The following is a 21307-nucleotide window of genomic DNA, read 5'->3' on the forward strand; positions in this document are numbered from 1 at the left end:
CGTGCCCGCCCTGGTCCGAGGAGGCGCCGATTTCGAGCGCACCGATCGGGGGTTCGACTGCACCGGCTTCCCGCCTGGGTGCGGCAGCAGTTCCCGGACGGACAGCTCCTCGCGATGGAGTCCCAGCCCTCCGGAGTCCGACTCAGCTTCCAGACGACGGCCGACGTGATCGAGCTGACCACGCACCCCACGCGAATCGCCTACCGCGGCGCCGACCGCGCGCGCGGCGTCGTCGACACCCTCGTGAACGGGAGCCTCTTCGACCGGGACACCCTGACCGGCGGCGACGTCTTCGAGCTCGACCTCCGCTCGGGCGAGAGCGCCTTCGCCTCCGGGCCGCCGCACACCACGGTGATCTCGGAGCTGCCGCCCGGCGAGAACCTCGTCGAGCTCTGGTTGCCCCACAACGAGTCCGTCGAGCTGGTCTCGCTGAGCGCCGATGCCGCCATCGTTCCCGATACGGAGAGGCGCCCGGTCTGGGTGCACCACGGAAGCTCCATCAGCCACGGCTCGAATGCGGCGGCACCCACCGAGATCTGGCCGGTCGTGGCCGCACGGCAGGCGGGTGTCGAGCTGCACAACCTCGGCTTCGGTGGTAGCGCCCTGGTCGACCCGTTCATGGCTCGCGTGATCCGTGACACCCCCGCCGACGTCATCAGCCTCAAACTCGGCATCAACGTCGTCAATCTCGACTCCATGCGGCTGAGAGCGTTCGTGCCCGCCGTGCACGGATTTCTCGACACGATCCGCGATGGCCACCCCGCCACGCCGATCGTCCTCGTCTCGCCGATCTTCTGCGGCATCCACGAGTCGACACCGGGGCCCGGCTCGGTCGACGTCGCAACCCTCGGCACCGACCACGTCCGCTTCATCGCGACGGGCGACCCCGCCGAGGTCGAGCGCGGCAAGCTGACGCTGCAGACGATCCGTCGAGAGCTGGAGTCCCTCGTCGCCGCGCGCGATGATGATCCCCACCTCCGCTACCTGGATGGCACGGATCTCTACGGTCCCGTGGACGCAGCCCGGCTTCCGCTGCCCGACGGGCTCCACCCGGGCCCGGAGGCCCACCGGCTCATCGGCGAGCGCTTCGCCGCCCTCGGCTTCCCCGCTCGCGCCACGATCGACGGATGACGCAAGGACGATTCCTTCCGATCCACGAACCCGAACGCGTGTCCATCGATCAGGGCTGCACGGTCCTCGACGACGGCGGCATCCGCCTGGCCGCGGAGGCCATGGTCGGGCCGAAAGCGACCTCCATCACGGTGGGGCATCCGGTCGATCCCGACCGGAGCCCGATCGACGTTGCCGAGAACGTGTGGATCGGGGCCGGCGCGACGGCCCCGCCGGCACCCGCAGGTCGCGCTCGGACGCTACGGGCACGGAGCCGGAGGTCAGCCTTCTGCGGTTGACTCGGAGTCATGCGTGTGATCGGTGTTGAAGAGTTCGGTGGTCCTGAGAAGCTGAAGACGTTCGAGAAGCCGGAGCCGCATGCCGGGCCGGGAGAAGTGCGTCTCGCCGTGAAGGCCATCGCCGTGAGCCCGACCGACACGCTCATCCGCGCCGGGCTCGGGCGCCCGAACGCCGAGCCGCCGTTCGTGCCGGGCATGGATGCCGCCGGGGTGGTCGACGAGGTCGGCGAGGGGGTGCCGTTCTCCCTGGGCGACGAGGTCATGGCCTTCACCATCCCGGCCGGCGAGCACGGGGGTGCGTACTCCGAATACGTGGTGGGGCCCTGGCAGTCGATGGCTCGAATCCCCGCCGGAACCAGCTTCGCCGAGGCCTCGACGCTGCCGATGAACGGCCTGACGGCCGTCCAGACCCTCGAGAAGCTCGCTCTCGCTCGGGGCGCGACCATCGCGGTGACGGGCGCCGCAGGAACCCTCGGCTCGTACGTCGTTCAACTGGCCGAGGAGGCCGGTCTCACCGTGATCGCGGACTCCTCCGAGAAAGACCGGGCGCTCGTGGAGAGCCTCGGCCCCGATTCCGTCGTCGCCCGCGGCGACGACGTGGCGAAGCGGATTCTCGAGATCGCGCCCGACGGCGTGGACGCGGTAGTCGACACGGCCATGCAGAAGGAGCAGGTCACGTCGGCGGTCAAGCCGGGAGGCGCCTTCGCGTCGTTCCGCGGGTGGACCGGCGACGGCACCGAGGGCGTCCGATTCGAAGTCGTTTCCGTCGGCGACGAATATCTGTCGCACGAGAAGCTCGATCGCCTTCGCACCGCCGTCGAGCGCGGCTCCGTGACCCTGCGGGTCGCCGGCGTGCTCCCCTCCGACCAGGCGGGCGAAGCGCACCGCCGTCTCGAGGCCGGCGGAACACGTGGTCGATTCGTTCTGACCTTCTGAGTCCGCCGCTCGACTCAGTCGGGCTTCGCGGATCCTGGGATCGCCGGACGTGCCGTGGCGCGGGCGTAGTACGCCCACGGAATCCACATGCTTCCGATCCTCTGCCACCCGTCGGCCTCGAGGGACTGCCGCGACGCGAAGACGCTCACGCGCCGGTGCTCCCACTGCTGGTTCGACGGCACGAGATCGTGGTACAGCGTGCCGAAGGCGACGGAGTGCCAGCCGTGCCTGCCTGCCTCGTTGAGCCTTTCCATCTCATCGAACGCGGTGACCGGGGTCATGCGCCACACCTCCTCCTCCGGCGCCGCCGACGGCGTCTGGCCGAAACGCTGCTGTGCGGCCTGGCGCGAGATGTGGAGGACGTCACCGATCTGCTCCCAGCTCACGCCGGCGGCGCGCGCCGAGGAGGTCGCGTTCCTCACCGTCTCGCCCGCCTCGCTGTCGATCTCGGCCGCAATGGCGATCAGCTGCAGGAAGGCGCTTCGGTCGGTCGCCAGCCGCCGGTCGATGTCCGGGTCGACGGTCTTGACGATCTCGGCTATGCCGTCTCGAATGGATGCTCGCGTGTCGGTCATCCTGTCAAGTTATCGTTGACACCGCCTCGCGTCAAGAAAATATTGACGCGTGAGGCGTCGATGATCGATCGACGTCGTAGGAGAGGCTGAAGGCATGACGGACGACGAGTGCACCTACCTGTGGCGCGGCGACGTCGACGACGACGAGCTGTCGATCCTGCACGCGGCGGCCTTCGCCGGCGCGGTGACCGTCGAACCCTGGAGGGAGCGTCTCGAGAGGCACTCTCTGGGCTGGGTCACGGCGCGCCGCGGTGGCAGGCTCGTCGGATTCGTCAACGTGGTCGGAGACGGCGGTCGGCACGCCTTCCTCGTCGACACGACCGTCTGGCCGAACGAGCAGGGTCGAGGCATCGGCAGCACACTTGTGCGGCGAGCCATCGCCGAATGCATCGGAACGACGGCCGAGTGGGTCCACGTGGACTTCGAGCCCGGCATGGAGTCGTTCTACCTGCGGCCCGACGCGTTCCGCCCGACGCCGGCGGGGCTCCTCCGCGTCGTCGGCAGCGACTAGGGCCGGCGCGCGAACGCCGCGGACAACGCGCAGAGGAGGTCAGCCGACGGGAAGCCGGGCGAGGAGAGCGTTGGCGAGGGCAGCCCGCTGCTCGGGGTTGTCGACGGTGATGGCGATGGAGCGGCCGCTTCGACGAGAAATGACGATCCCGGGCCCGCGACGTGCGACATAGGCGATGCCGGAGCCGGAAATGCGGAAGCCCCAGCCGCCCCACCGACTCGGCTCGATGGTGCCCGCCACGACGGAGTCAATGCTCGACAGTTCGACCCGGATCAACGGAATCCGGAGCACGACGGAGGTCAGTCGGATCCCCCGGCGATCCACCGTCAGCCGGACGGGAACGAGAACCAGGGTGGCCAGCGACGCGACCAGGAAGACGACGGCCGCGAACCCGGCGGAGCCGGACCTCGTGACCAGCGCCGCGACGAGGGTGCCGACGAAGGCCGCGACGAGCAGGACGACGACGCCTCGAAGGGGGCGCCCGCCGATGCCCCCGGCCCGCGAGGCGCGCTCTCCGGCAGCAGCGCTTCCGTGTTGCGGGCGAATTGAAGCGCGGTCACGTGTCTCGCTGGGGTGAGCCGCTAACGCGACGTCCAGTGCGAGGGCCGACTGAAACCCGCGGGCAGGACGGTCGCCCCGTCACCCTGAGCGCTGTTGACCTGCATCTGGGTCAGGTAGATCGCGCCGTCGAGGTCGGCGCCGCACAGGTCGGCGTCTCGCAGGTCGGCGCCCAGGAGATCGCAGCGGCCAAGGCGGGCGGATCGGAGATTCGCGCGGATCAAGATCGAACCGCGAAGCGTGTACCCGCGGAGGTCCGCGCCGGCCAGGTCGGCGGCCGCCAGGTCGCTCCCCGGACCGAGATCGCGCACACGCCGAGATCCTCCTCGAGGATCGGCGGCCGAGGCGCGAGCCCGCTCACTGGCATCGAGCAACAAGGGTCGAGCCTGATCGAATTCCGCATCGATGTCGAGGCCCGCCAGGGATTCGGGATCCTGGTCACTCAAGCTCTTCACTCGGTCGAACTCGCTCAGCAGGACGCCCGCACTCCCGGTGCTTTCGACGAGGGCGACGGCCTGATCGAGGTACCACAGCAGCTCCTGCAACCGGCGAACCCGAGGGAACGCAGCGAACATGGCGTCTCGAGTGCCCGGATCGTCTCGCCAGGATCGCCCCGCAAACAGCTGCTGCGACACCTTCTGGCCCGCGCCGAAGCAGTCGAAGACGGTGCACCCCGCGAAGCCTCGGGGACGCAGCTGCGAGTGAACTCGGCAGGCGTGTCGCTCGTCAAGGTTCTCGCAGGGATCGCCGGCCGCCTTGTCGAACGGGAAGTCGGCCGACTTGGCGAATGCCAGCGCCACGCAGCACAGCCCGAAGCACTTCTCGCAATCGGCGCCGAGATCTTCGCGTCGGCCGAGTTCCACTCGCGTGCGTTCACCCATCGGGTCGATCGTACTTCCCGCTCGTCCGACCTGGGGCGGTTCGGCGGGTTGGTGCGGGTGTGGGCGGGTGCGCGCGCACCCGCCCATTACCGCACCAACCCGCCCACGCGGCGCGATCAGCCGCCGGTGCGACCGGAATCGTCCGTCGGCGGGCGACGCGGGCCGAACCGACGCCAGATGCGTCCGAAGAGAAGGCCGATCGCGCCGGCCAGCGCCGCCATGACGACGGAGTCCGTGATCCGGCTGGCGTCGATCACGCCGGCGACGACGACACGCCGATCGCGGATCCTGCCCGTCTTCGCGGTGGGGAGCATCCCGCTCGCGGGGTGGGCCGCGGCCGATGTCGCAGGCGGCGCTCGGCCGACGTGGGCGACGGTCGGCCTGCTGGCGGGCCTCGGCATCGTGATCTACGTTCCCGCCTCCGTGCTGCAGCACCGCATCCTGCTCGCGCGAGGGCCCTCGTACTCGGCCCTCCTCGGACTCGCGGTTCCGCCCGTCGTCGGCGCGAGCAGCGTGGCGCTCCATCTCTCCGGCCCGCCCTCTCCCGCGGAGGTCGCCGGGACGATTGCCACGATTCTCGGTATGACTTTCGTCGTGCGGCAGGGGCACAGGTTTTTGGTACCTCGTACCGGTAATATGGACCCCGCCGACGAAGAGGTCGCCGACTGCACGAAAGGAACAACATCATGAAGGCATGGCAGTTCACCGAGATCGGCAAGCCGCTCTCCCTCACCGAGGTCGAGACCCCGACGCCTGCGGCGGACGAGATCGTCGTCCACGTCAGGGCGGCCGGGCTCTGCCACAGCGACGTCGGCTTCCTCGACGGAACTCTGACCCCTCTGCTGCCGTTCCGGCCGATCACTCTCGGCCACGAGATCGCCGGCACCGTCTCGGCCGTCGGATCGGACGTGACCGAGTTCGCCCTCGGTCAGAGGGTCGGCATCCCCGCCACCATCGAGGACGGCCCTGGGACGGAGAAGAACGGCGGATTCGCCCACGAGGTCGCCGTGCTCGCAAAGCTCGTGGTTCCGCTGCCGGATCACGTCCCGTTCGATCAGGCCGCCGCGGCGACCGACGCGGGACTCACCTCGTACCACGCGGTCCACGTCCAGGGCCGCGTCACCGAAGGCACGAAAGTCGGCATCATCGGGCTGGGCGGTCTCGGCTCGCTGGGCGCCCAAGCCGCTCTCGCCGCCGGGGCCACGGTCTATGTCGCCGAGAAGAACGAGAAGGTGCACGAGTTCGCGCGATCGCTCGGTGTGGAGGCGGTCTCGACCGACATCCAGGACTTCAAGGACGCCCAGCTGGACGTCATCGTCGACTTCGCCGGCTTCGGCACGACGACCGACGGGGCCATCAAGACTCTTCGCCGCGGCGGTCGCATCGTGCAGGTGGGACTCGCGCGGGCCACGGCCGAACTCGACCTGCAGACCCTGACGCTCAACGAGATCGAGCTGGTCGGATCGCAGGCGGGCACGAAGCAGGACCTCATCGAGGTGCTCGAGCTCATCGAGCAGGGCAAGCTCACCTCGCGCGTCACCGCGATCGGCTTCGACGAGATCGGCGACGGCATCGGGAAGCTCGAGCGCGGCGAGGTCATCGGCCGGCTCGTAGCCGTCTTCGGCTAGCGAAAAGACAGCGCCGTCTTCGGCTAGCAAAAAGGCAACGCCGTCTTCGGCTAGCGAAAAGACAGCGCCGCCGCCGGCTAGCGACCGACGCGGCGGCGCCTCCGACCGACCGCACGATCCACGGCGAACGCCGCGACGGCCCCGGCGGCGTACCCGACGAGGTCGGTGGCCACGAAGGTGGTTCCCAGCACCCACTCGGAGAGCGGGACGACCTCGACGACGTCGCGAGGGATGCTGCTGAGCTGCAGGAGCTCGACGAGGCTCGAGATCGCGAAGGCGACGAGCGCGAGCACGGCTCCGGGTGCGCGTGGGGCGACGAAGGCGGCGAGGACGACGAGGAGGGCCGTGTAGCAGCCGGATCCGAGAAGGTCACCGAACAGACCGGGGACGGCGACCTTCGAGACGATCCCCATCGCCACGACGAGGCACCCCGCCAGGACGAGGAGCGGTCGACTGCGTCGCGCCCGGAGGTCGACTGCGGCGCGGGCAGCGTGTTCGGCCGGCTCGTCGACGGACGGGTGCGGCGATTCCCAACGAGTCATGGTCCCATCGTCGCCGCCGAACCGGTGCGGCGGCGTCCATCGCCGGGTGCAACCCGGACGCCGATCGGATGACGTCTTCGGCCGGCGAGCGCGTGGTCGGGGGTTTCGACGGCGACCGGTGGATCGTCACGGCGACGGTGACGTGCGACCCGCCGGGCTTTCGGCGACACCTCCGCTGAACCAGCAGGGCCGGCCCAATCAGCCCGGTCCGTCGCTCGCCGACGCGAGCAGCGGCACGACGATGCTGCTGATGGGCATCGGGAGGCCGTGAGCTCGGCCGCGCCGGAGGACGACGCCGTTGCGCGTGTCCCATTCGAGCGGACGGCCCGCTTCGCGATCGGCGAGGATGGACGTTCCCAGATCGGCCGGAGACGCCTGAAAGGTCTCGATGATCTCGCGGGGCACCTCGTCGCCCAGGACGGCGCCCTCGGCGCGCGCGACCTCCAGGCACTCGCGCAGGTACTCCAGCGAGACCCGGGCGATGTCGGGTCGGCCGAACATTCCGGACCGACGTCCGCTGAGGACCATCAGCCCGGCCACGGCGTTCTGCAGCAGCTTGCGCCATGCCACGGAGGCGAAGTCGGCGGCCGTCTCGACCGAGCAGCGAGTGTCGCGGAGCGCCTCGAGCACGATGCGGGCTGCCGGCACGTCCGGAAGGGTCAAGCGCGCTTCCCCGCGTAGCCACACCGAACCGTCGGGCTGCCCCTGCGCCGGGAACCACACCACGGAGGGCACCACCGGCGAGCCGGGCACCAGCGGCGCCACGGTCGCCTCCTGTTCGACTCCGTTCTGCAGCACGCAGACGGCCGTGCCCGGATGGCACAGCGCTCCCAGCCACGGTGCCGCCGCGTCGACCTGCGTCGCTTTGACGGCGAGGAAGACGAGATCGACCGGCTCGTCGATCTGTTCAGGATCGGTCCGCACCGGTCCCGGCACGATCACGGAACCCGTGGCATCCTGCAGTTCCAGTCGCTCTCGGGGCGTACGACCACAGAGGATCGGCGTGCGGCCGACCTCGTGCAGCGCCGCCGCGACGGTGGTGCCGATCGCACCCGGCCCGACGATCGCGATGGTCGGTTCCGCGGACGCGTTCGGCAGATCAGGAGAGTCGGTTCGGGCCATGACGGCCAGCGTAGGCCGCTCGCTCGCCGGAGCGACGAATCGAACGACGAGTCGCCTCGCCCCGACGCGGCGCTGCCGTGCCAAGCTTCTGTCATGCGCGGAGTCGTCGAGTGACCTCCTCACGTTTTCTCGTGGACGAGGTGGTTCGAGAGCTGAACGCCCGCCGCGAGATCCCGTGGGCGCTCGGCGAGCGGCTCGACGGCGGATCCCAGTCGGGCGCCTGGGACCTGACCTCGGCCGACGGGTCGCAGGGCGTCCTCAAGGTCGCGACCACCACCGACTGGTCGCGGCAGGTGATCCGCGCCGTTCCCGTGGTCGCGGCCGTCCGGCGTGCCGGCTATCCGACGCCGGCCTGGCTGGCGAGCGGCACGACGGTTTCCGGCACCGGCTACCAGGTGCAACAACGAGTCCCGGGCGCTTCGATCGACAGCATCGATCTGAACCGCGCGCACGCGCTGATCGACGTTCTGGAACAGCAGCAGGGCCTCGATCCCGACCCGGACCGCTGCTGGAGCGACTTCCTGATCGCGGAGCGCACCGCCGGCAAGCACTCACTCCGCGTGGCGGCTCAGGCCACCGGTCACGACGGACGACGCCTGCTCGGTCTCTGCGAGCGGCTGACCCGGGACGCCGACCGGATCGACTGGCCGCGCACCGACCTGGTCCACGGCGACTTCCGCCCGGCCAACGTCCTGTTCGATCGGGGACTGATCAGCGGAGTGATCGACATCGAAGCCATCGGCAGTGGGCCACGGGCATTCGACTACGCCACCCTGCTCAGTCACCTGTCCATCGAATCCGATGCCCTCGCCCTCCTCGTGGCGGCCGGGTGCGCCTCGTCTCGGCCTGCCGTCCTCCGGGCGTGCGTCGGTCACGTCTTCCTCGACCTCGTCCGGTTCATGTCGCGAAACCCTGAGATCGGCGCCCGCGAACGCGCCGAGCGTGCTCGCGCCCTCGGCGACCGCGCAGAGATCATCGACGGTCTGACCGCCGACTAGGTAGCGTGGCCTGATGGCAGCGAACACACGCGCGAGTGTCCTCACATCGCAGGAGGACGATTTCCCCGCTGGTACCAGGACGTCCTGGAGAAGGCCGAGCTGGCCGAGAACGGGCCGGTGCGCGGCACCATGGTCATCCGACCGTATGCCTACGGGCTGTGGGAGCGGATGCAGGCCGAAGTCGACTCGCGCATCAAGGCGACGGGCGCCGAGAACGTGTACCTGCCGCTGTTCATCCCGCAGCCGTACCTCGAGCGCGAGGCGGAACACGTCGAGGGATTCAGCCCCGAGCTGGCCGTGGTCACCCATGCCGGCGGCAAGGAGCTGGCCGAACCGGTCGTCGTCCGCCCCACCAGCGAGACCCTGTTCGGCGAGCTGATGGCGAAGTGGATCCAGTCGCATCGCGACCTGCCGCTGCTGCTGAACCAGTGGGCGAAAGTCGTGCGGTGGGAGATGCGGCCGCGGCTGTTCCTACGGACGTCCGAGTTCCTCTGGCAGGAGGGCCACACCGCGCACGCCAGCCGCGAGGACGCGGCCGCCTACGCCCTGCGGATCCACCTCGACGTCTACCGCGACTTCTTGCAGAACGTCCTGGCGATCCCCGTCCTGGTCGGCGTCAAGTCGCGGCGCGAACGGTTCGCGGGCGCCATCAACACGATGACCTGCGAAGCGATGATGGGCGACGGCAAGGCGCTTCAGATGGCGACGAGCCACGAGCTCGGCCAGAACTTCGCGAAGGCCTTCGACATCACCTACACGGGCACGAGCGGTCAGGTCGAGACGTGCTGGACGACGTCGTGGGGTTCCAGCACGCGCATGGTCGGCGGTCTGATCATGGCTCACGGGGACGACCGGGGTATCCGGATCCCGCCGCGCGTCGCCCCGGTGCAGGTCGTCGTGATCGCCGTGAAAGACAACGACCGGACGAGAGCCGCCGCCACGGCGCTGGTCGGCGAGCTGACAGCGACCGGCGTCCGAACCCGGCTCGACGACCGCACGACCCAGGGCTTCGGCCGCCGAGCGACGGAGTGGGAGCTCAAGGGGTTCCCGTCCGCATCGAGATCGGTCCTCGCGACCTCGACGCGGGCCAGGCGACGCTCGTGCGACGCGACAGCGGCGAGAAGACGGCGCTGGCGCTCGGTGCGGTCGCGACCACCGTTCCGATCCTGCTCGAGACCATGCACGCCGAGCTGATCGAAGCGGCCCGGACGCGACTGAACGACCGGACGGTCGACGTCGCCACGGTCGCCGAGGCCCTTGAGGCCGCGAAGACCGGTTTCGCTCGCATCCCGTCGAGCGCGCTCGGCGAAGAGGGCGAGGACGCGCTCAACCGCGAGGCGGTCAGCGTGCGGTGCCTGCAGACCCGCGAGGGGACGGTACCGGGAGGAGCGGCGGCCGATGACGACCTCGTGGCGATCGTCGGTCGGAGCTACTGACGCGGTGGCGCCCCGGCAGGCGAGAACCTGTCGGGGCGCCGTCGCCCGTCCCTATTTAAATCCCGAGGTCTTGATCGACTCGGTGATCTGCTTCTGGAAGAAGAAGAACAGGAGCAGGGTCGGGATGGCCGCCACCGTCGACGCGGCGATGATGTAGCTCTCGCTCGAGGCGTACTGCTGGTGGAAGGTCGAGATGCCGACCTGCACGACGCGGAGGTTCGGGTTCGACGTGATCGTCAGGGGCCAGACGAACGAGTTCCAGTTCGCGAGGAAGAAGAACACGGCGAGCGCCGCCATGATCGGGCGTGACAGCGGCAGGACGATGCTCCAGTAGATCCGCCAATAGCTCGCGCCGTCGACGAGAGCGGCCTCCTCCAGTTCGTCGGGCAGACCCTGGTAGAACTGCCGCAGCAGGAAGATCCCGAACGCGCTGAAGATCGAGGGGACGATCAATCCGCCGTAGCTGTCGAGCAGCCCCAGAAGGCGGACGATCTCGAACTCCGGGATCAGGACGACCGGCAGGCTGACGAGCAGGGTCGAGAAGATGATCAGGAAGATCGTCTCGCGTCCTTTGAACCTCAGGCGGGCGAGCGCGTAGGCGGCCATCGAGTGGAAGAACAGGGCCACCACGGTGATGATCGCCGAGATGAGGAAGCTGTTCAGCATGTAGCGCGCGAAGGGGACCTCGGTGAAGACGTAGACGAAGTTCTTGAAGGTCCACGTCTTCGGCAGGACCGACGTCCCGTAGACGTCGGCCGGGGTCTTGAACGAGCTCAGCAGCATGTAGGCCAGCGGGAAGATCGTCAGGAGGGCGATCACGACCCCGACGATGAACAGGATCGTGTTCTTCCTGGTCCAGCGTCGTTCGCGCCCCGTCCGCGGACGCCTGCCGCGGCGTCCGCTCGTCGCCCCCGCCGACGACGCACCGAGGCCCTTCATCGTTCTCGTCGTCATCGTCTCGCTCGACACGGATTCATTCGTCATCGACTCGACCGCCCTTCGTTGCCCGGAACAGGAACGCCGACCAGATCAGGAGGACGAGGACGAGGACCGACCCGATGGCCGCCGCGTACCCGTACTCGCCGAACAGGAACGCCTGTTGGTAGATGTAGAAAATGAGGAGTGACGTCGAGCCGGCCGGCCCTCCGCCCGTCAGGATGTAGATCAGGTCGAAGCCGCCGGTGATGACCGCGATCGTGACCGTGATCAGCACGAACAGCGACGTGGGCCGCAGGAGCGGCCACGTGATGTTGGCGAAGCGCTGCCAGGCTCCGGCCCCGTCGATGCGGGCGGCCTCGTAGAGCTCGGCCGGGATGTCCTGGAGTCCCGACAGGAAGATGATCATGTAGTAGCCCATCTGGAACCAGATGCTGATCACGACGACGGTGCCCAGGGTGTACTTCGGGTCGCCGAGCCACGAGATCCCGGTGATGCCGACGTGGGACAGGAACTGGTTGACGACGCCGACCTTGTCGGCCAGCAGGAACTGCCACATGAGCCCCACGACGACGAGGCTGACCACGTACGGCGCGAACAGGGCCGTGCGGATCGCGCCGACGAACGGGATCCGCTGCTGGACGAGGAGCGCCAGCAGCAGCGCGACGACGAAGACGGCGGGAACCAGGATCACGAGGTAGACGGCGGTGACGCCCGCACTCTGCAGGAACTGCGGGTCGTGCACCATCCGCACGTAGTTGGCGACCCCGATGAACGAGAGGTTGCCGAAGCCGTCGAGCCGGAAGAATCCCAGAGCGATCGACATCAGCATGGGGATGAAGACGAAGATCAGGAGGCCGAGGGAGTCCGGGAGGAGGAACAGGAAGGCCGCTCTGCCTTCGCGGCGCGCCCGCGCCTTCCCCATGTTGGAGCGCGGCGGGGTCGCCCCGGCCGTGGCGGGCGGTGTAGTCGCTCCGCGCGCGTTGACTGCGGTCATAGGAGCGTGCCTCCCTTGTAGGTCTGCATGAATGCCTCGATGGCGTCGTTGCCCGTCCTGGCCTGAGCGGCTGCGTCGCCGCCTGCGGTCTGGACCTGCTGGATGGCGTTGGAGATCGCCTTGTAGACGACCGGTGGGTAGCGGGGTTCTCCACGGCCGGTCGGCAGGATCGTGTCGTGGAAGTACTTGAGGGTCGGGTCGTCGAAGGCCCCCTTGGCTTTCATCCGCGCGTCGACCGACTTCCGCGGCGGCATGTCCGACTTGGCTACGCTGCACCAGTCGACGATCCGCTGGACGCTCGCCTCGCTCATGCTCCCCACCGTCTCGACGACGAACCTCGCCGCCGCTTCCGGGTTTCGCCCGCGGGCGTTGACGCACCAGGCCCACCCGCCGAGCACCGTCCTCGGGATCCCGCCCGGGGGTGTGGGCAGCGGGAAGACGCCGTACTCGAACTTCGGTTGAGAGCCTCGGAACCCGGCGACCTGCCAGATACCCGACTGCCACATCGCCGCGTAGCCCTGGGCGAAGGCGCCCGGGAGGTCACCCGCGGCAGGATCCGTGCGGGGTGCGACTCCGGTCCGGACCGACCGCCCGAACAGGTCGAGGGCTTGCGTCACGGCCTTGCTGTCGAAGGAGGGGTTCTGGTGGGCGTCGACGACGTCGCCGCGGCCCTGCCACATCCACGGGTACCAGGTGAAGTTCTGGAAGTAGCCGGGCACGGTCTCGAAGACGAGACCCGATCGACTCGGCGTCGTGAGCTTCTTCGCCACGTCGAGCATCTCGTCCCACGTCTTCGGGATGTCTCCCTCGCTGAGGTGCGCCTTCTCCCAGGCCGGCTTGCTGTAGAACATCGCCAACGGCTCGACCTCCATCGGAAGTCCGTAGACACCGTTCCCGACCTGCCTCGTTGCCAGGATGTCCGGGTTGAAGTCGGCGATCGCCTCCTTCGTCATGTAGGGGGCCAGGTCGAGAAGGGCTCCGCCGTTGTAGTAGCGGAGGAAGTCGCCCGGGCTGATGAGGAAGATGTCCGGGCCGTCTCCGGAAGCGAACGCCGTGGCGAGCCGGGTGTTCGACGGGTCGGTGAAGTTCGGGATGAAGACGTTCTCGACCTTCTGGCGGTGAGCCGCGTTCCAGTCGCCGACCGCCTTCTGGAACCAGTCGTTCTGCGCCTTGAGGTCGGGCGCCGTTTGCGTCTGCGGAGCGTAGAACTGCCAGAATTGCAAGGGGCGGCCCGCGGCGGAGCCTTTCGTCGAACACCCCGACAGGGTGAATGCGGTGGCGGTGGCGGCGACGGCCGCCGATCCCAGGAGGAATCCGCGACGTGTCACCTGCCCGCCCGGTGTGAGTTCGGCCATGCTTTTCTCCTTTGAACAGCGGATCGGGCCGGATCAGATGGTGACGTCGCCGACGAGGTGCACGGCGACTCCGAGAGCCTGGAATGCCGACGCCTTGGCGATCAGCGCCTTGTCGGCGGTTGCGGCGTCGGGGGCGTAGACGACGTTCATGTGGTTCGCCTTGTGCCGGGCCATGAGCTGATCGCGGCTGACGCCGTGGGTGATCAGGTGCATCATCGGCCACTCGGGGTTGGTGGCGTTCCAGCGGCGTTCGGTCTCCGCTTCCGGCAGACGGACCGCCGTTCCCCGGCCGATGTCGAGGTGCAGCGAGCCTTCGGCGATGTAGACGCGCGACCACACGATCTCCCCGGGCCGGGACACCGCGCGGATGGTGGCTCCCCCGAGCGGGAAGTACACGGGATCCTGCCGCCACCCCTCGGCGCCGGCGTAGCCGCCGTCGACGTGCGACGGCGGGATCGAGCCCGAGATCTCGAGGACCCAGACGAAGTCGCCGTCGAACTCCTCGCCCCAGCGGATGTCGTGGAGCGTCGTCGCGGGATCGAGGCCCATGGCGGTCCAGACCCGGTTCGTCACGAGCGCGTCGACGGCGACACCCTCGTCCGCTTCGTTGAAGTGAGGGAGGGCGAGGCCCTCGCGCAGGATCCGGGAGCCGTCCCGACTCGTGACCGGCGGACGATCCTGGTCGTTGAGGAGTCCCTCCGCGAAGTCGGACGCGGGGCAGATGTCTTTCAGTCCCTGCTGGTACTGGATGCCCACGGCGTCGAGCCCGAAGTCGTCGGCGATGCGCAGAGCGGCGATGTACATCTTGCACTGCCAGCGCACCTGCGCGGGAGTGAGGTCGCTGCTCTCCTCGTCGCCGAAGCGGAAGACGAACCCGCGCTCCTCGACGAAACGCCGGACGGCGTCCGCCTCGTCGTCCGGGACGCGCTGCATCTCTGCCCAGAGGGCGCTCTGCGACAGGCGCTCCTTGTAGATCCCGAGCGGGTTCACGAGTTCGTCGTCGAAGACGGCGTTGTACATTCCCATGCAGCCCTCGTCGAAGACGCCGATGATCGCCTTGTCGGTTCGCAGGGTCCTGGCGACGGCCGAGCCGAGGTCGGTCTCCGGGGAGTCGGGCAGGTCTGGGAGGTCGCGCACGTGGTCGGCGTCGTGTCGGATCACGCCGGTGTCGAGCCACGACCGCAGACCGTCGAAGAACCAGTCGTCGGTGAAGTCGACGCTCCAGAGCGTCGAGTAGTCCTTGCCCATCTTGGTGAGGCCGGCGTTGAGCCCCAGCAGCCCCACGAGTCCCGGCCAGTCTCCGACGAAGTTCGCCACGGTCAGGATCGGCCCGCGATGGTCGCGAAGACCGGCGAGCACGTGATGGCTGTACTGCCAGACGGCCTCGGCGACGACGAGCGGCGCCTCCGTCGGGATCCGCGTGAAGACGTCGAGCCCCATGCGCTGGCTCGACACGAAACCGTGTCCGCGCTCGGGGTCGACCGGGTTCGCCCGCACGACGCGCCTGCCGAGCCGCTCGAACGCGGCGACGACACTGGCCTCCATCGCCGCCTGCGTGGGCCAGGCGGCGACGTTCGCAGCCTCGCGGAGATCACCGCTCGCGATCAGGTAGACGGCGTCCGGTTCGGCCGTCGGACGGACGGCCGGCTCGGGAAGGACGTATGACATGGAATCTCCTCGTTCCTAGGGGTGGGTGGGGGCGAGCCGCTGGGACGCGGCGAGTTCGTGGACGACGGGCGCGGTGGCCTCGTACAGCTCGCGGTAGCGGCGGTAGCCCTCGTCGTAGAGGTCGCGGTGCGCAGGATCTCGGCGGATCACGACCCGGGCCGGGTTCCACCTCGTGACGATGGCCTCCGTTCGATCGGGGTCGGCACCGCACGACGCGGCCAGCCGGGCCATGCCGTAGGAGGCGCCGATGGTGATCTCGGGGATCTCCTGATCGAGGCCGGTCACATCCGACACGATCCGGGTCCAGAGCCCGCCGCGCGTTCCGCCGCCGACAGCGACGATGCGGTCGATCCGGGCGCCCGCCTCCCGCATGGTCTCGATGTTGTGGCGGACGCCGTAGGCCGTCGCTTCGAGAGCCGCCCGGTAGAGGTCGCCGCGGGTGTGCGTCAGGGTGACCCCGGCCAGGACACCGCGAGCGTCGGGATCCTGAAGCGGTGTCCTTTCGCCCGCGAAGTACGGGAGAAGCAGGAGGCCGCGTGCCCCGGGGCCGGATGCGCCGGCCTCGTCGAGGAGCTCGGCGAAGTCGACCGACCCGCCACCGACCAGATCGCGGATCCAGTTCGTGATCGCACCCGACGTCGCCATACCCCCGGCCAGGCAGGTCACTCCCGGGCGGAGACCGAGCGTCGTCCACATCGACGGCGTCTGCACCGCGGCATCGGCCGTCGCGATGAGGAACATCGTGGTGCCGTACATGAGCAGGAGGTCGCCGGGTCGGTCCGCTCCGGCGCTGGCCGCCTCGGCCCAGGCGTCGATGGTGCCCGTGACGATCGGCGTGCCCCGGTCCAGTCCCGTGAGACGCGCGGCGTCCGCGGTCACCGAGCCGGCGACCTCACCGGCCCAGGCGAGCCGAGGCAGTTCCAGACCATCGGCGATCCGGTCGGACCAGTCGCGGTGCCAGTCGAGCGAGTGGAGGTCGTAGAGCGGCGTGGCCTGGCTGGCCGAATGGTGGTCGAGCACGTACTCCCCGTGAGGTGCCGCACGGTCCACGACGCGGGCATGAAGAGCCGGCGCGCTCGCCCGTAGGCCGCCGGCTCGTTCTCGGCCACCCAGGCGATCTTCGGCCCGACGGCCTGGCTCGTGAGGGTGGAGCCGCCGAGGGATCGGATGGCGTCGCCGCCGAGCTCGGCCGTGAGCCGGTCGATCTGCTCGCCGGCCCGGCTGTCGACCCCGTACAGGATCGCCGCGCGCACCGGGACGTCGTCCTGGTCGGCCAGGAGAACGCAGGGACCCATCCCGCTGACGCCCACGGCGATCACGACGGCGTCGGGGACCGCCGCGAGGAGTTCCGCGGTGATGCCGCAGAACTCGTCCCACCAGAGTCGGGCGTCCATCTCGACCCAGCCCGGGTTCGGACGGTCGGGTTCGTGCACGCGCTGGGCACTCGCGAGGACGGCGCCCTCGGAGTCCACCAGGACGCCCTTGGTGCTCGATGTGCCGATGTCCACACCGAGCGTGCACGTGATTCGCATTCGATCCTCCTCGACCGGAGGCCATCTTGCACGAAATCGATTTCATTTTCAAGAGTGAAACGAGCACCAGTGGATCAGGGCGACCCGGTGGTCAGCCGGCGAGGTTCGAGTCGCTCGCCGGTTCCAGGACATGCCGGAGCACGATCGTCCGTGCGGGCTGATCATCGCCGTCGATCCGTTCGAGGAGCATTTTGGCGGCCGTCATCCCCATCTGGCGCGCCGGCAGGCGAACCACGGTGACGTCGCGCGGCGCCATGGTCGTGAACGGAAGCCGACCGACGACGGCCACCCCGACGGCCGGCGGCGCGAGGCGGTGCTCGTTCAAGACCTGGAGGGCGCCGACGCCCATGAGATTGTTCGTCGCGACGACGGCGTCGGGAGGTTCGGGGAGAGCGAGCAGTTCGGACAGGGTCGAGCGTCCTCCTCGACCCGGAAGGTGGAGTGCCGGAGCAGTTCGTCGCTCGGGTCGACTCCGGTCGCCGCGCGGAGAGCGTCGCGCCAGCCGCCCGCTCGCTCGGCCGCGGTCTCGACGTCGGCGGGACCGGTGATGCAGGCGATTCGCCGGTACCCCTGCGTGACCAGGTGTTCTGTTGCGATCCGGCCCGCCTCGCGGTTGTTCATGGTGACGCCGTCGACGTCGAAATGTGACACCCGGTCGACCGCGACGACGGCTCTGCCGCCCCGCGCCATGGGTTCGAGATCGGAGTGCTCGGAGGCCGGCGCGATGATGACGCCGGCCATGTTCTCGCTCACGGCGATGTCGAGGAACCGCGCTTCTCGGGCGACGTCCTCGTCGGTGCTGCAGAGCACGACCGAGTATCCGGCCTCCTGAGCCACGTCGCCGACCCCCGGGCGAGCTCGGTGTAATACGGGTTCTCGATGTCCGGGATGATCAGGGCGATCACCTCGGAGTTCTTCCGGCGGAGGGTGCGGGCGGTGCGGTTGGGCGTGAACTTCAGTCGCGCAGCGGCGTCGCGAACGAGCTTCGTCTTCTGCTCGGAGACCGCCGTGCCGTTGAAGACGCGAGAGACGGTGGCGGGCGAAACCCCTGCCGCTTCGGCTACGTCGTAGATGGTAGCCACAGTCGCCGCCTCTCTCGGATCGAGCCCGGCTCGTCCGTTGACATCGTTCCAACAGAACCTTACAGTGCTGAAATCGATTGCATCATTCGTGGTTCAATCGAGCAGAGCAACGACGCTGAAAGGGAACTCGAGTGAGCAATCCGGACCTCCACGACATCGCCCGTATCCGCGACCGACGGACGCGATCCATCAGTCCCGAGAATCCCGACGGCCGGGTGGGCGGCGGCGGCCGCGCAACCGAGGGAACCGGCGCCGCGAGCGCGCGCGATCTCGGACCCGGCTGGAAGATCTCGCCGAGCGTGGACGTCGCGCCCGGCGAGACGCTGGATCTCGCGAACATCGAAGGCGCCGGCAGGATCACCCACATCTGGATCACGACCCACACGGACAACTGGCGCACGCTGATCCTGCGCGCCTACTGGGACGGCAGCGACGATCCCGCGGTCGAGGTGCCCTACGGCGACTTCTTCTGCTCGGGGTGGGGCGTGTTCTCGCAGGTGACCTCGCAGGCGATCGCCGCGAACCCGCACGGCGGGTTCAACTCGTACTGGCCGATGCCCTTCCGGACGGCGGCGCGGCTGACCCTCGAGAACACGTCGGACGTCGATGTGCGCGTCTACTTCCAGATCACCTACGAGCTCGGCGAGGAATCGGGAGAGGACGGCTACTTCCACGCCCAGTGGCGGAGGAGCAACCCGCTCGCCGATCGATCGACCCACGTCCTCCTGGAGGGCGTCGAAGGACGCGGACACTACGCGGGCACCTACATCGCCTGGGGGTCGAACTCCGACGGCTGGTGGGGCGAGGGCGAGATCAAGTTCTATCTCGACGGCGACACCGACTACCCGACGATCTGCGGCACCGGAACGGAGGACTACTTCGGCGGAGCCTGGAACTTCGACGTTCCGGGCACCGGCTACACGGAGTTCTCCACGCCGTACCTCGGCATGCCCCAGGTGCTCCGCCCGGACGGCCTCTACGCGAGTCAGCAGCGATTCGGCCTCTACCGCTGGCACCTGCTCGATCCCATCCATTTCGCCGAGGGGATCGGACGCGTCGACATTCAAGCTCTCGGGTGGCGCAGCGGCTGGCGCTACCTGCCGCTGCACGACGACATCGCCTCGACGGCGATCTTCTACCTCGACCGCCCGGCGACGAACCGTCCGCCGGCACCGGACGCCGACACGATGGAGGTGCACCTGGGATCCGGCGCCGTTCCCGACGTCGGGGCCACGCCTCCGCGCGCCCCGCGGTCGGAGGCCTGAGGCCATGGACGTCTCCCGACGCATCCTCCTCAGCGGCGGGGCGCTGGCCGGAGCCGCCGCCGTCGTGACTCGCGGCAGCACCGCCGCGGACGCCTCGACGCCGACCGGTGCCGGTCACGGCGACGCACCCGCGGAGCATCCGGACGCCTTCCTCCAGGTCCCTCCCGGGGAGTTGCCGCAGGAGACGAGCACGTTCTTCTCGACCGTCTTCGTCGAACACGCCGGAACGTACGCGGCACCCGGCAGCGACGGCGACCTGTGGCCGACCTGCTGGGCGGACGACGACGAGGTCTACACCGCAAACGGCGATGGCCGCGGCTTCAGCGAGGAACCGTTCAAGGACGTCGTCGTCAGCCGTATCTCGGGCCGCCCGGAGACGGGGTTGCACGGCGTGAAGCTCGCCGAGTCCGAACAGGTGGCCAAGGTCTGGGGCGATCCTGCCCACTACAATCGCAAGCCGACCGGCATCGTCTGCGTGGGCGGCGTCCTCTATCTCGCGGTGCAGGACCTCCGGTACGGCGATTCGGCATTCGACGACGCGCCGAATGCCAGCATCTCCCGCTCGACGGATCACGGGCGAACCTGGACGACGACGGACCGCCCGATGTTCACCGATCACCGCTTCACGACGATCTTCTTCGTCGACTTCGGGAAGGACTCCTCCGAGGCGACGCGGGCCCTCGGCGCGCACGACGGATCGTACGTCTACGCCTACGGCATGGACTGGAACTGGCGTACGTCGAACACCGGCACGGTGCCGGATCCGGTCGACCTCTACCTCGGTCGGGTCCCGGCATCGAGCGTCCAGGAGCGCGACCGGTGGGAGTTCTTCACCGGCACCGGCGCGGACGGACGACCCACGTGGAGCATCGACATCCGCGACAAGACCGCCGTCCTGCACGACCCGCTCCGCCGCTACGAGGATCCGCAGCCGACGAAAGCCGGATCGTTGACCGTCGTGTCGCAGGGGGCGTGCTCTACCACCCCGTCTTCAAGCGTTACCTGTACTCGTCGTGGACCGATCCCAGCTTCGAGTTCTACGAGTCGCCGACCCCCTGGGGGCCCTGGAAGAGATATCACTATCACAACGCGGGTCTGACCCCGTGGTATCGCTCGAACGACACGACGCACACCCCGAAGAACGCCGGCTACGGAACCACGATGCCCTCCAAGTACGTGAGCGCCGACGGCCGCGACCTCTGGCTTCAGAGCAACTGGTGGGAGGCGCCGGCTCCGACCCCCGCCGACAACTACAACTTCAATCTCCGCAAGGTGCGACTGACGCCGTATCGCTCCTCCCGCCCCTCGAACCGCCCGAGCGCGTCGATCAATCTCGCGAGATCCGGATCCGACGTGACCGCGGTCCAGATCAGCGCCGACCACGCGAACTGGACGTACTACAACGACGGCGACCGCACGAAGAGCGAGGACAGCTTCGACGGGACGAACAAACTCGTCGATTTCTGGGGCTACACGTTCTCCCGGAGCTACTGGATGAATCGCGTCGTCTACACGACGGGAGCCATGGCGGACGACGGCGGCTGGTTCAGCGGCTTCGCCGGCGGGCTCCGGGTCCAGGTCCGCCGCGGCTTCACCTGGGAGGACGTCGAGCGATCCCGGATCGCGCCCGCCTACCCCTACAGCGCGAGCGCGGGCGCCTTCACGACCTACACGCTGACTTTCGACGAGACCTGGGGCGACGGGATCCGGATCATCGGCGAGCCCGGTGGCTCGGCGCACTACACGTCGATTGCGGAGCTGGAGGTCTTTTTCGTGTGATCGGAGCGGTGCCGGTAGCGTGGCCCCTCGCGAGCGCGGCTCGCCGAATGCTCTGGAGGCGACCGTGGCGACACCACTCGACGACGAACTGGACAGC

Annotated in this window: 23 protein-coding genes and 3 pseudogenes; 12 read left to right on the forward strand and 14 right to left on the reverse strand. The window is 68.8% G+C overall.

Annotation, left to right across the window (positions count from 1 at the left end):
• Positions 1 to 114: 114 nt before the first annotated feature.
• From QUE79_RS17335 to QUE79_RS17345, 3 genes are read left to right on the forward strand one after another with little or no spacing between them, the layout of a single operon-like run.
• Positions 115 to 1131, forward strand: coding sequence for an SGNH/GDSL hydrolase family protein (locus QUE79_RS17335; protein ID WP_286344151.1), 1017 nt, complete (start codon positions 115 to 117; stop codon positions 1129 to 1131).
• Complete coding sequence (locus tag QUE79_RS17340) at positions 1128 to 1409, forward strand: LbetaH domain-containing protein (protein ID WP_286344152.1); 282 nt, start codon at positions 1128 to 1130, stop codon at positions 1407 to 1409. Before QUE79_RS17335 ends, QUE79_RS17340 begins: the two co-directional genes overlap by 4 nt.
• 9 nt (positions 1410 to 1418) lie before the next feature.
• Positions 1419 to 2345, forward strand: coding sequence for an NADP-dependent oxidoreductase (locus QUE79_RS17345; protein ID WP_286344153.1), 927 nt, complete (start codon positions 1419 to 1421; stop codon positions 2343 to 2345).
• A 14-nt stretch (positions 2346 to 2359) separates the two neighbouring features.
• Here QUE79_RS17345 and QUE79_RS17350 read toward each other — a convergent pair whose 3' ends face one another.
• Positions 2360 to 2920 (reverse strand): hypothetical protein, encoded by a 561-nt coding sequence (locus QUE79_RS17350; RefSeq protein WP_286344154.1) that lies wholly within the window; start codon positions 2918 to 2920, stop codon positions 2360 to 2362.
• Positions 2921 to 3014: 94 nt separating this feature from the next.
• On the opposite strand from QUE79_RS17350, the gene QUE79_RS17355 reads away from it, so the two are divergent.
• The gene (locus QUE79_RS17355; protein ID WP_286344155.1) at positions 3015 to 3431 is read left to right on the forward strand and encodes a GNAT family N-acetyltransferase; all 417 of its coding nucleotides are present in this window, start codon (positions 3015 to 3017) and stop codon (positions 3429 to 3431) included.
• Between the two features lie 39 nt (positions 3432 to 3470).
• Here the strand turns inward: QUE79_RS17355 and QUE79_RS17360 are convergent, their stop codons facing one another.
• Both QUE79_RS17360 and QUE79_RS17365 read right to left on the reverse strand, forming a co-directional pair.
• Positions 3471 to 3671 carry a hypothetical protein gene (locus QUE79_RS17360; protein ID WP_286344156.1) on the reverse strand — a complete coding sequence of 67 codons (201 nt, stop codon included), beginning with the start codon at positions 3669 to 3671 and terminating at the stop codon, positions 3471 to 3473.
• Between the two features lie 341 nt (positions 3672 to 4012).
• A complete protein-coding gene (locus tag QUE79_RS17365) occupies positions 4013 to 4870 on the reverse strand; it encodes a pentapeptide repeat-containing protein (protein WP_286344157.1) in 858 nt (285 codons plus the stop codon).
• A 177-nt stretch (positions 4871 to 5047) separates the two neighbouring features.
• Here QUE79_RS17365 and QUE79_RS17370 point away from each other — a divergent pair, with 177 nt between their 5' ends.
• Together QUE79_RS17370 and QUE79_RS17375 are read left to right on the forward strand one after the other, a co-directional pair.
• Positions 5048 to 5560 (forward strand): hypothetical protein, encoded by a 513-nt coding sequence (locus QUE79_RS17370; protein ID WP_286344158.1) that lies wholly within the window; start codon positions 5048 to 5050, stop codon positions 5558 to 5560.
• Positions 5557 to 6498, forward strand: coding sequence for a zinc-binding dehydrogenase (locus QUE79_RS17375; protein ID WP_286344159.1), 942 nt, complete (start codon positions 5557 to 5559; stop codon positions 6496 to 6498). Before QUE79_RS17370 ends, QUE79_RS17375 begins: the two co-directional genes overlap by 4 nt.
• A 77-nt stretch (positions 6499 to 6575) precedes the next feature.
• On the opposite strand, the gene QUE79_RS17380 is transcribed toward QUE79_RS17375, so the two are convergent.
• Entirely contained in the window at positions 6576 to 7040 is a 465-nt protein-coding gene (locus QUE79_RS17380; protein WP_286344160.1) for a DUF2809 domain-containing protein, read from the reverse strand.
• A gap of 198 nt (positions 7041 to 7238) precedes the next feature.
• On the reverse strand, positions 7239 to 8162 hold the full coding sequence (locus QUE79_RS17385; protein WP_286344161.1) for an oxidoreductase: 924 nt from the start codon (positions 8160 to 8162) through the stop codon (positions 7239 to 7241).
• Between the two features lie 131 nt (positions 8163 to 8293).
• Between QUE79_RS17385 and QUE79_RS17390 the strand changes: the two genes are divergently transcribed.
• The 3 genes and pseudogenes from QUE79_RS17390 (at position 8294) to QUE79_RS17400 (ending at position 10596) form a co-directional block, all read left to right on the forward strand.
• Positions 8294 to 9160, forward strand: coding sequence for an aminoglycoside phosphotransferase family protein (locus QUE79_RS17390; protein ID WP_286344162.1), 867 nt, complete (start codon positions 8294 to 8296; stop codon positions 9158 to 9160).
• Positions 9161 to 9538: 378 nt separating this feature from the next.
• Positions 9539 to 10257, forward strand: a pseudogene (locus QUE79_RS17395) (His/Gly/Thr/Pro-type tRNA ligase C-terminal domain-containing protein); the annotation flags it as partial.
• A gap of 3 nt (positions 10258 to 10260) precedes the next feature.
• Positions 10261 to 10596: a hypothetical protein gene (locus QUE79_RS17400; protein ID WP_286344164.1), complete on the forward strand. Its 336-nt coding sequence runs from the start codon at positions 10261 to 10263 to the stop codon at positions 10594 to 10596.
• A 51-nt stretch (positions 10597 to 10647) separates the two neighbouring features.
• On the opposite strand, the gene QUE79_RS17405 is transcribed toward QUE79_RS17400, so the two are convergent.
• The 9 genes and pseudogenes from QUE79_RS17405 to QUE79_RS17445 all read right to left on the reverse strand — a co-directional run bounded on the left by QUE79_RS17405 (position 10648) and on the right by QUE79_RS17445 (position 18166).
• Positions 10648 to 11580, reverse strand: coding sequence for a carbohydrate ABC transporter permease (locus QUE79_RS17405; RefSeq protein WP_286344165.1), 933 nt, complete (start codon positions 11578 to 11580; stop codon positions 10648 to 10650).
• Positions 11570 to 12529: a carbohydrate ABC transporter permease gene (locus tag QUE79_RS17410; RefSeq protein ID WP_286344166.1), complete on the reverse strand. Its 960-nt coding sequence runs from the start codon at positions 12527 to 12529 to the stop codon at positions 11570 to 11572. The genes QUE79_RS17405 and QUE79_RS17410 overlap by 11 nt, the downstream gene beginning before the upstream one ends.
• Entirely contained in the window at positions 12526 to 13884 is a 1359-nt protein-coding gene (locus tag QUE79_RS17415; protein WP_286344167.1) for an ABC transporter substrate-binding protein, read from the reverse strand. The genes QUE79_RS17410 and QUE79_RS17415 overlap by 4 nt, the downstream gene beginning before the upstream one ends.
• Before the next feature lie 33 nt (positions 13885 to 13917).
• Positions 13918 to 15552 carry a fucose isomerase gene (locus QUE79_RS17420; protein ID WP_286344168.1) on the reverse strand — a complete coding sequence of 545 codons (1635 nt, stop codon included), beginning with the start codon at positions 15550 to 15552 and terminating at the stop codon, positions 13918 to 13920.
• 15 nt (positions 15553 to 15567) lie between these two features.
• Positions 15568 to 16308 carry an FGGY-family carbohydrate kinase gene (locus QUE79_RS17425; RefSeq protein WP_350271721.1) on the reverse strand — a complete coding sequence of 247 codons (741 nt, stop codon included), beginning with the start codon at positions 16306 to 16308 and terminating at the stop codon, positions 15568 to 15570.
• 108 nt (positions 16309 to 16416) lie between these two features.
• Positions 16417 to 17084: pseudogene (locus QUE79_RS17430) on the reverse strand (FGGY family carbohydrate kinase); the annotation flags it as partial.
• A gap of 91 nt (positions 17085 to 17175) precedes the next feature.
• Positions 17176 to 17637: a substrate-binding domain-containing protein gene (locus QUE79_RS17435; protein WP_434011066.1), complete on the reverse strand. Its 462-nt coding sequence runs from the start codon at positions 17635 to 17637 to the stop codon at positions 17176 to 17178.
• Positions 17622 to 17921, reverse strand: a pseudogene (locus QUE79_RS26225) (type 1 periplasmic-binding domain-containing protein); the annotation flags it as partial. The gene QUE79_RS17435 and the pseudogene QUE79_RS26225, both read right to left, overlap by 16 nt.
• The gene (locus tag QUE79_RS17445) at positions 17834 to 18166 is read right to left on the reverse strand and encodes a LacI family DNA-binding transcriptional regulator (protein WP_286344170.1); all 333 of its coding nucleotides are present in this window, start codon (positions 18164 to 18166) and stop codon (positions 17834 to 17836) included. The pseudogene QUE79_RS26225 and the gene QUE79_RS17445, both read right to left, overlap by 88 nt.
• Before the next feature lie 131 nt (positions 18167 to 18297).
• Here QUE79_RS17445 and QUE79_RS17450 point away from each other — a divergent pair, with 131 nt between their 5' ends.
• The 3 genes from QUE79_RS17450 (at position 18298) to QUE79_RS17460 (ending at position 21210) form a co-directional block, all read left to right on the forward strand.
• Positions 18298 to 19431 (forward strand): glycoside hydrolase family 172 protein, encoded by a 1134-nt coding sequence (locus tag QUE79_RS17450; RefSeq protein ID WP_286344171.1) that lies wholly within the window; start codon positions 18298 to 18300, stop codon positions 19429 to 19431.
• A gap of 4 nt (positions 19432 to 19435) precedes the next feature.
• Positions 19436 to 20530 carry a DUF4185 domain-containing protein gene (locus QUE79_RS17455; protein WP_286344172.1) on the forward strand — a complete coding sequence of 365 codons (1095 nt, stop codon included), beginning with the start codon at positions 19436 to 19438 and terminating at the stop codon, positions 20528 to 20530.
• A 62-nt stretch (positions 20531 to 20592) separates the two neighbouring features.
• Positions 20593 to 21210 carry a hypothetical protein gene (locus tag QUE79_RS17460; RefSeq protein ID WP_286344173.1) on the forward strand — a complete coding sequence of 206 codons (618 nt, stop codon included), beginning with the start codon at positions 20593 to 20595 and terminating at the stop codon, positions 21208 to 21210.
• Positions 21211 to 21307: the final 97 nt, after the last annotated feature.

The organism is Frondihabitans sucicola, assembly GCF_030296615.1.
In the GTDB taxonomy this organism is placed as follows: Bacteria; Actinomycetota; Actinomycetes; order Actinomycetales; family Microbacteriaceae; genus Frondihabitans; species Frondihabitans sucicola.

Coding starts and splice junctions, on each gene's coding strand:
- QUE79_RS17335 (WP_286344151.1), top strand. CDS start 115: ATGGAGTCCCAGCCCTCCGGAGTCCGACTCAGCTTCCAGACGACGGCC.
- QUE79_RS17340 (WP_286344152.1), top strand. CDS start 1,128: ATGACGCAAGGACGATTCCTTCCGATCCACGAACCCGAACGCGTGTCC.
- QUE79_RS17345 (WP_286344153.1), top strand. CDS start 1,419: ATGCGTGTGATCGGTGTTGAAGAGTTCGGTGGTCCTGAGAAGCTGAAG.
- QUE79_RS17350 (WP_286344154.1), bottom strand. CDS start 2,920: ATGACCGACACGCGAGCATCCATTCGAGACGGCATAGCCGAGATCGTC.
- QUE79_RS17355 (WP_286344155.1), top strand. CDS start 3,015: ATGACGGACGACGAGTGCACCTACCTGTGGCGCGGCGACGTCGACGAC.
- QUE79_RS17365 (WP_286344157.1), bottom strand. CDS start 4,870: ATGGGTGAACGCACGCGAGTGGAACTCGGCCGACGCGAAGATCTCGGC.
- QUE79_RS17370 (WP_286344158.1), top strand. CDS start 5,048: ATGCGTCCGAAGAGAAGGCCGATCGCGCCGGCCAGCGCCGCCATGACG.
- QUE79_RS17375 (WP_286344159.1), top strand. CDS start 5,557: ATGAAGGCATGGCAGTTCACCGAGATCGGCAAGCCGCTCTCCCTCACC.
- QUE79_RS17380 (WP_286344160.1), bottom strand. CDS start 7,040: ATGACTCGTTGGGAATCGCCGCACCCGTCCGTCGACGAGCCGGCCGAA.
- QUE79_RS17385 (WP_286344161.1), bottom strand. CDS start 8,162: ATGGCCCGAACCGACTCTCCTGATCTGCCGAACGCGTCCGCGGAACCG.
- QUE79_RS17405 (WP_286344165.1), bottom strand. CDS start 11,580: ATGACGAATGAATCCGTGTCGAGCGAGACGATGACGACGAGAACGATG.
- QUE79_RS17410 (WP_286344166.1), bottom strand. CDS start 12,529: ATGACCGCAGTCAACGCGCGCGGAGCGACTACACCGCCCGCCACGGCC.
- QUE79_RS17415 (WP_286344167.1), bottom strand. CDS start 13,884: ATGGCCGAACTCACACCGGGCGGGCAGGTGACACGTCGCGGATTCCTC.
- QUE79_RS17420 (WP_286344168.1), bottom strand. CDS start 15,552: ATGTCATACGTCCTTCCCGAGCCGGCCGTCCGTCCGACGGCCGAACCG.
- QUE79_RS17425 (WP_350271721.1), bottom strand. CDS start 16,308: ATGTACGGCACCACGATGTTCCTCATCGCGACGGCCGATGCCGCGGTG.
- QUE79_RS17455 (WP_286344172.1), top strand. CDS start 19,436: ATGGACGTCTCCCGACGCATCCTCCTCAGCGGCGGGGCGCTGGCCGGA.
- QUE79_RS17460 (WP_286344173.1), top strand. CDS start 20,593: ATGCCCTCCAAGTACGTGAGCGCCGACGGCCGCGACCTCTGGCTTCAG.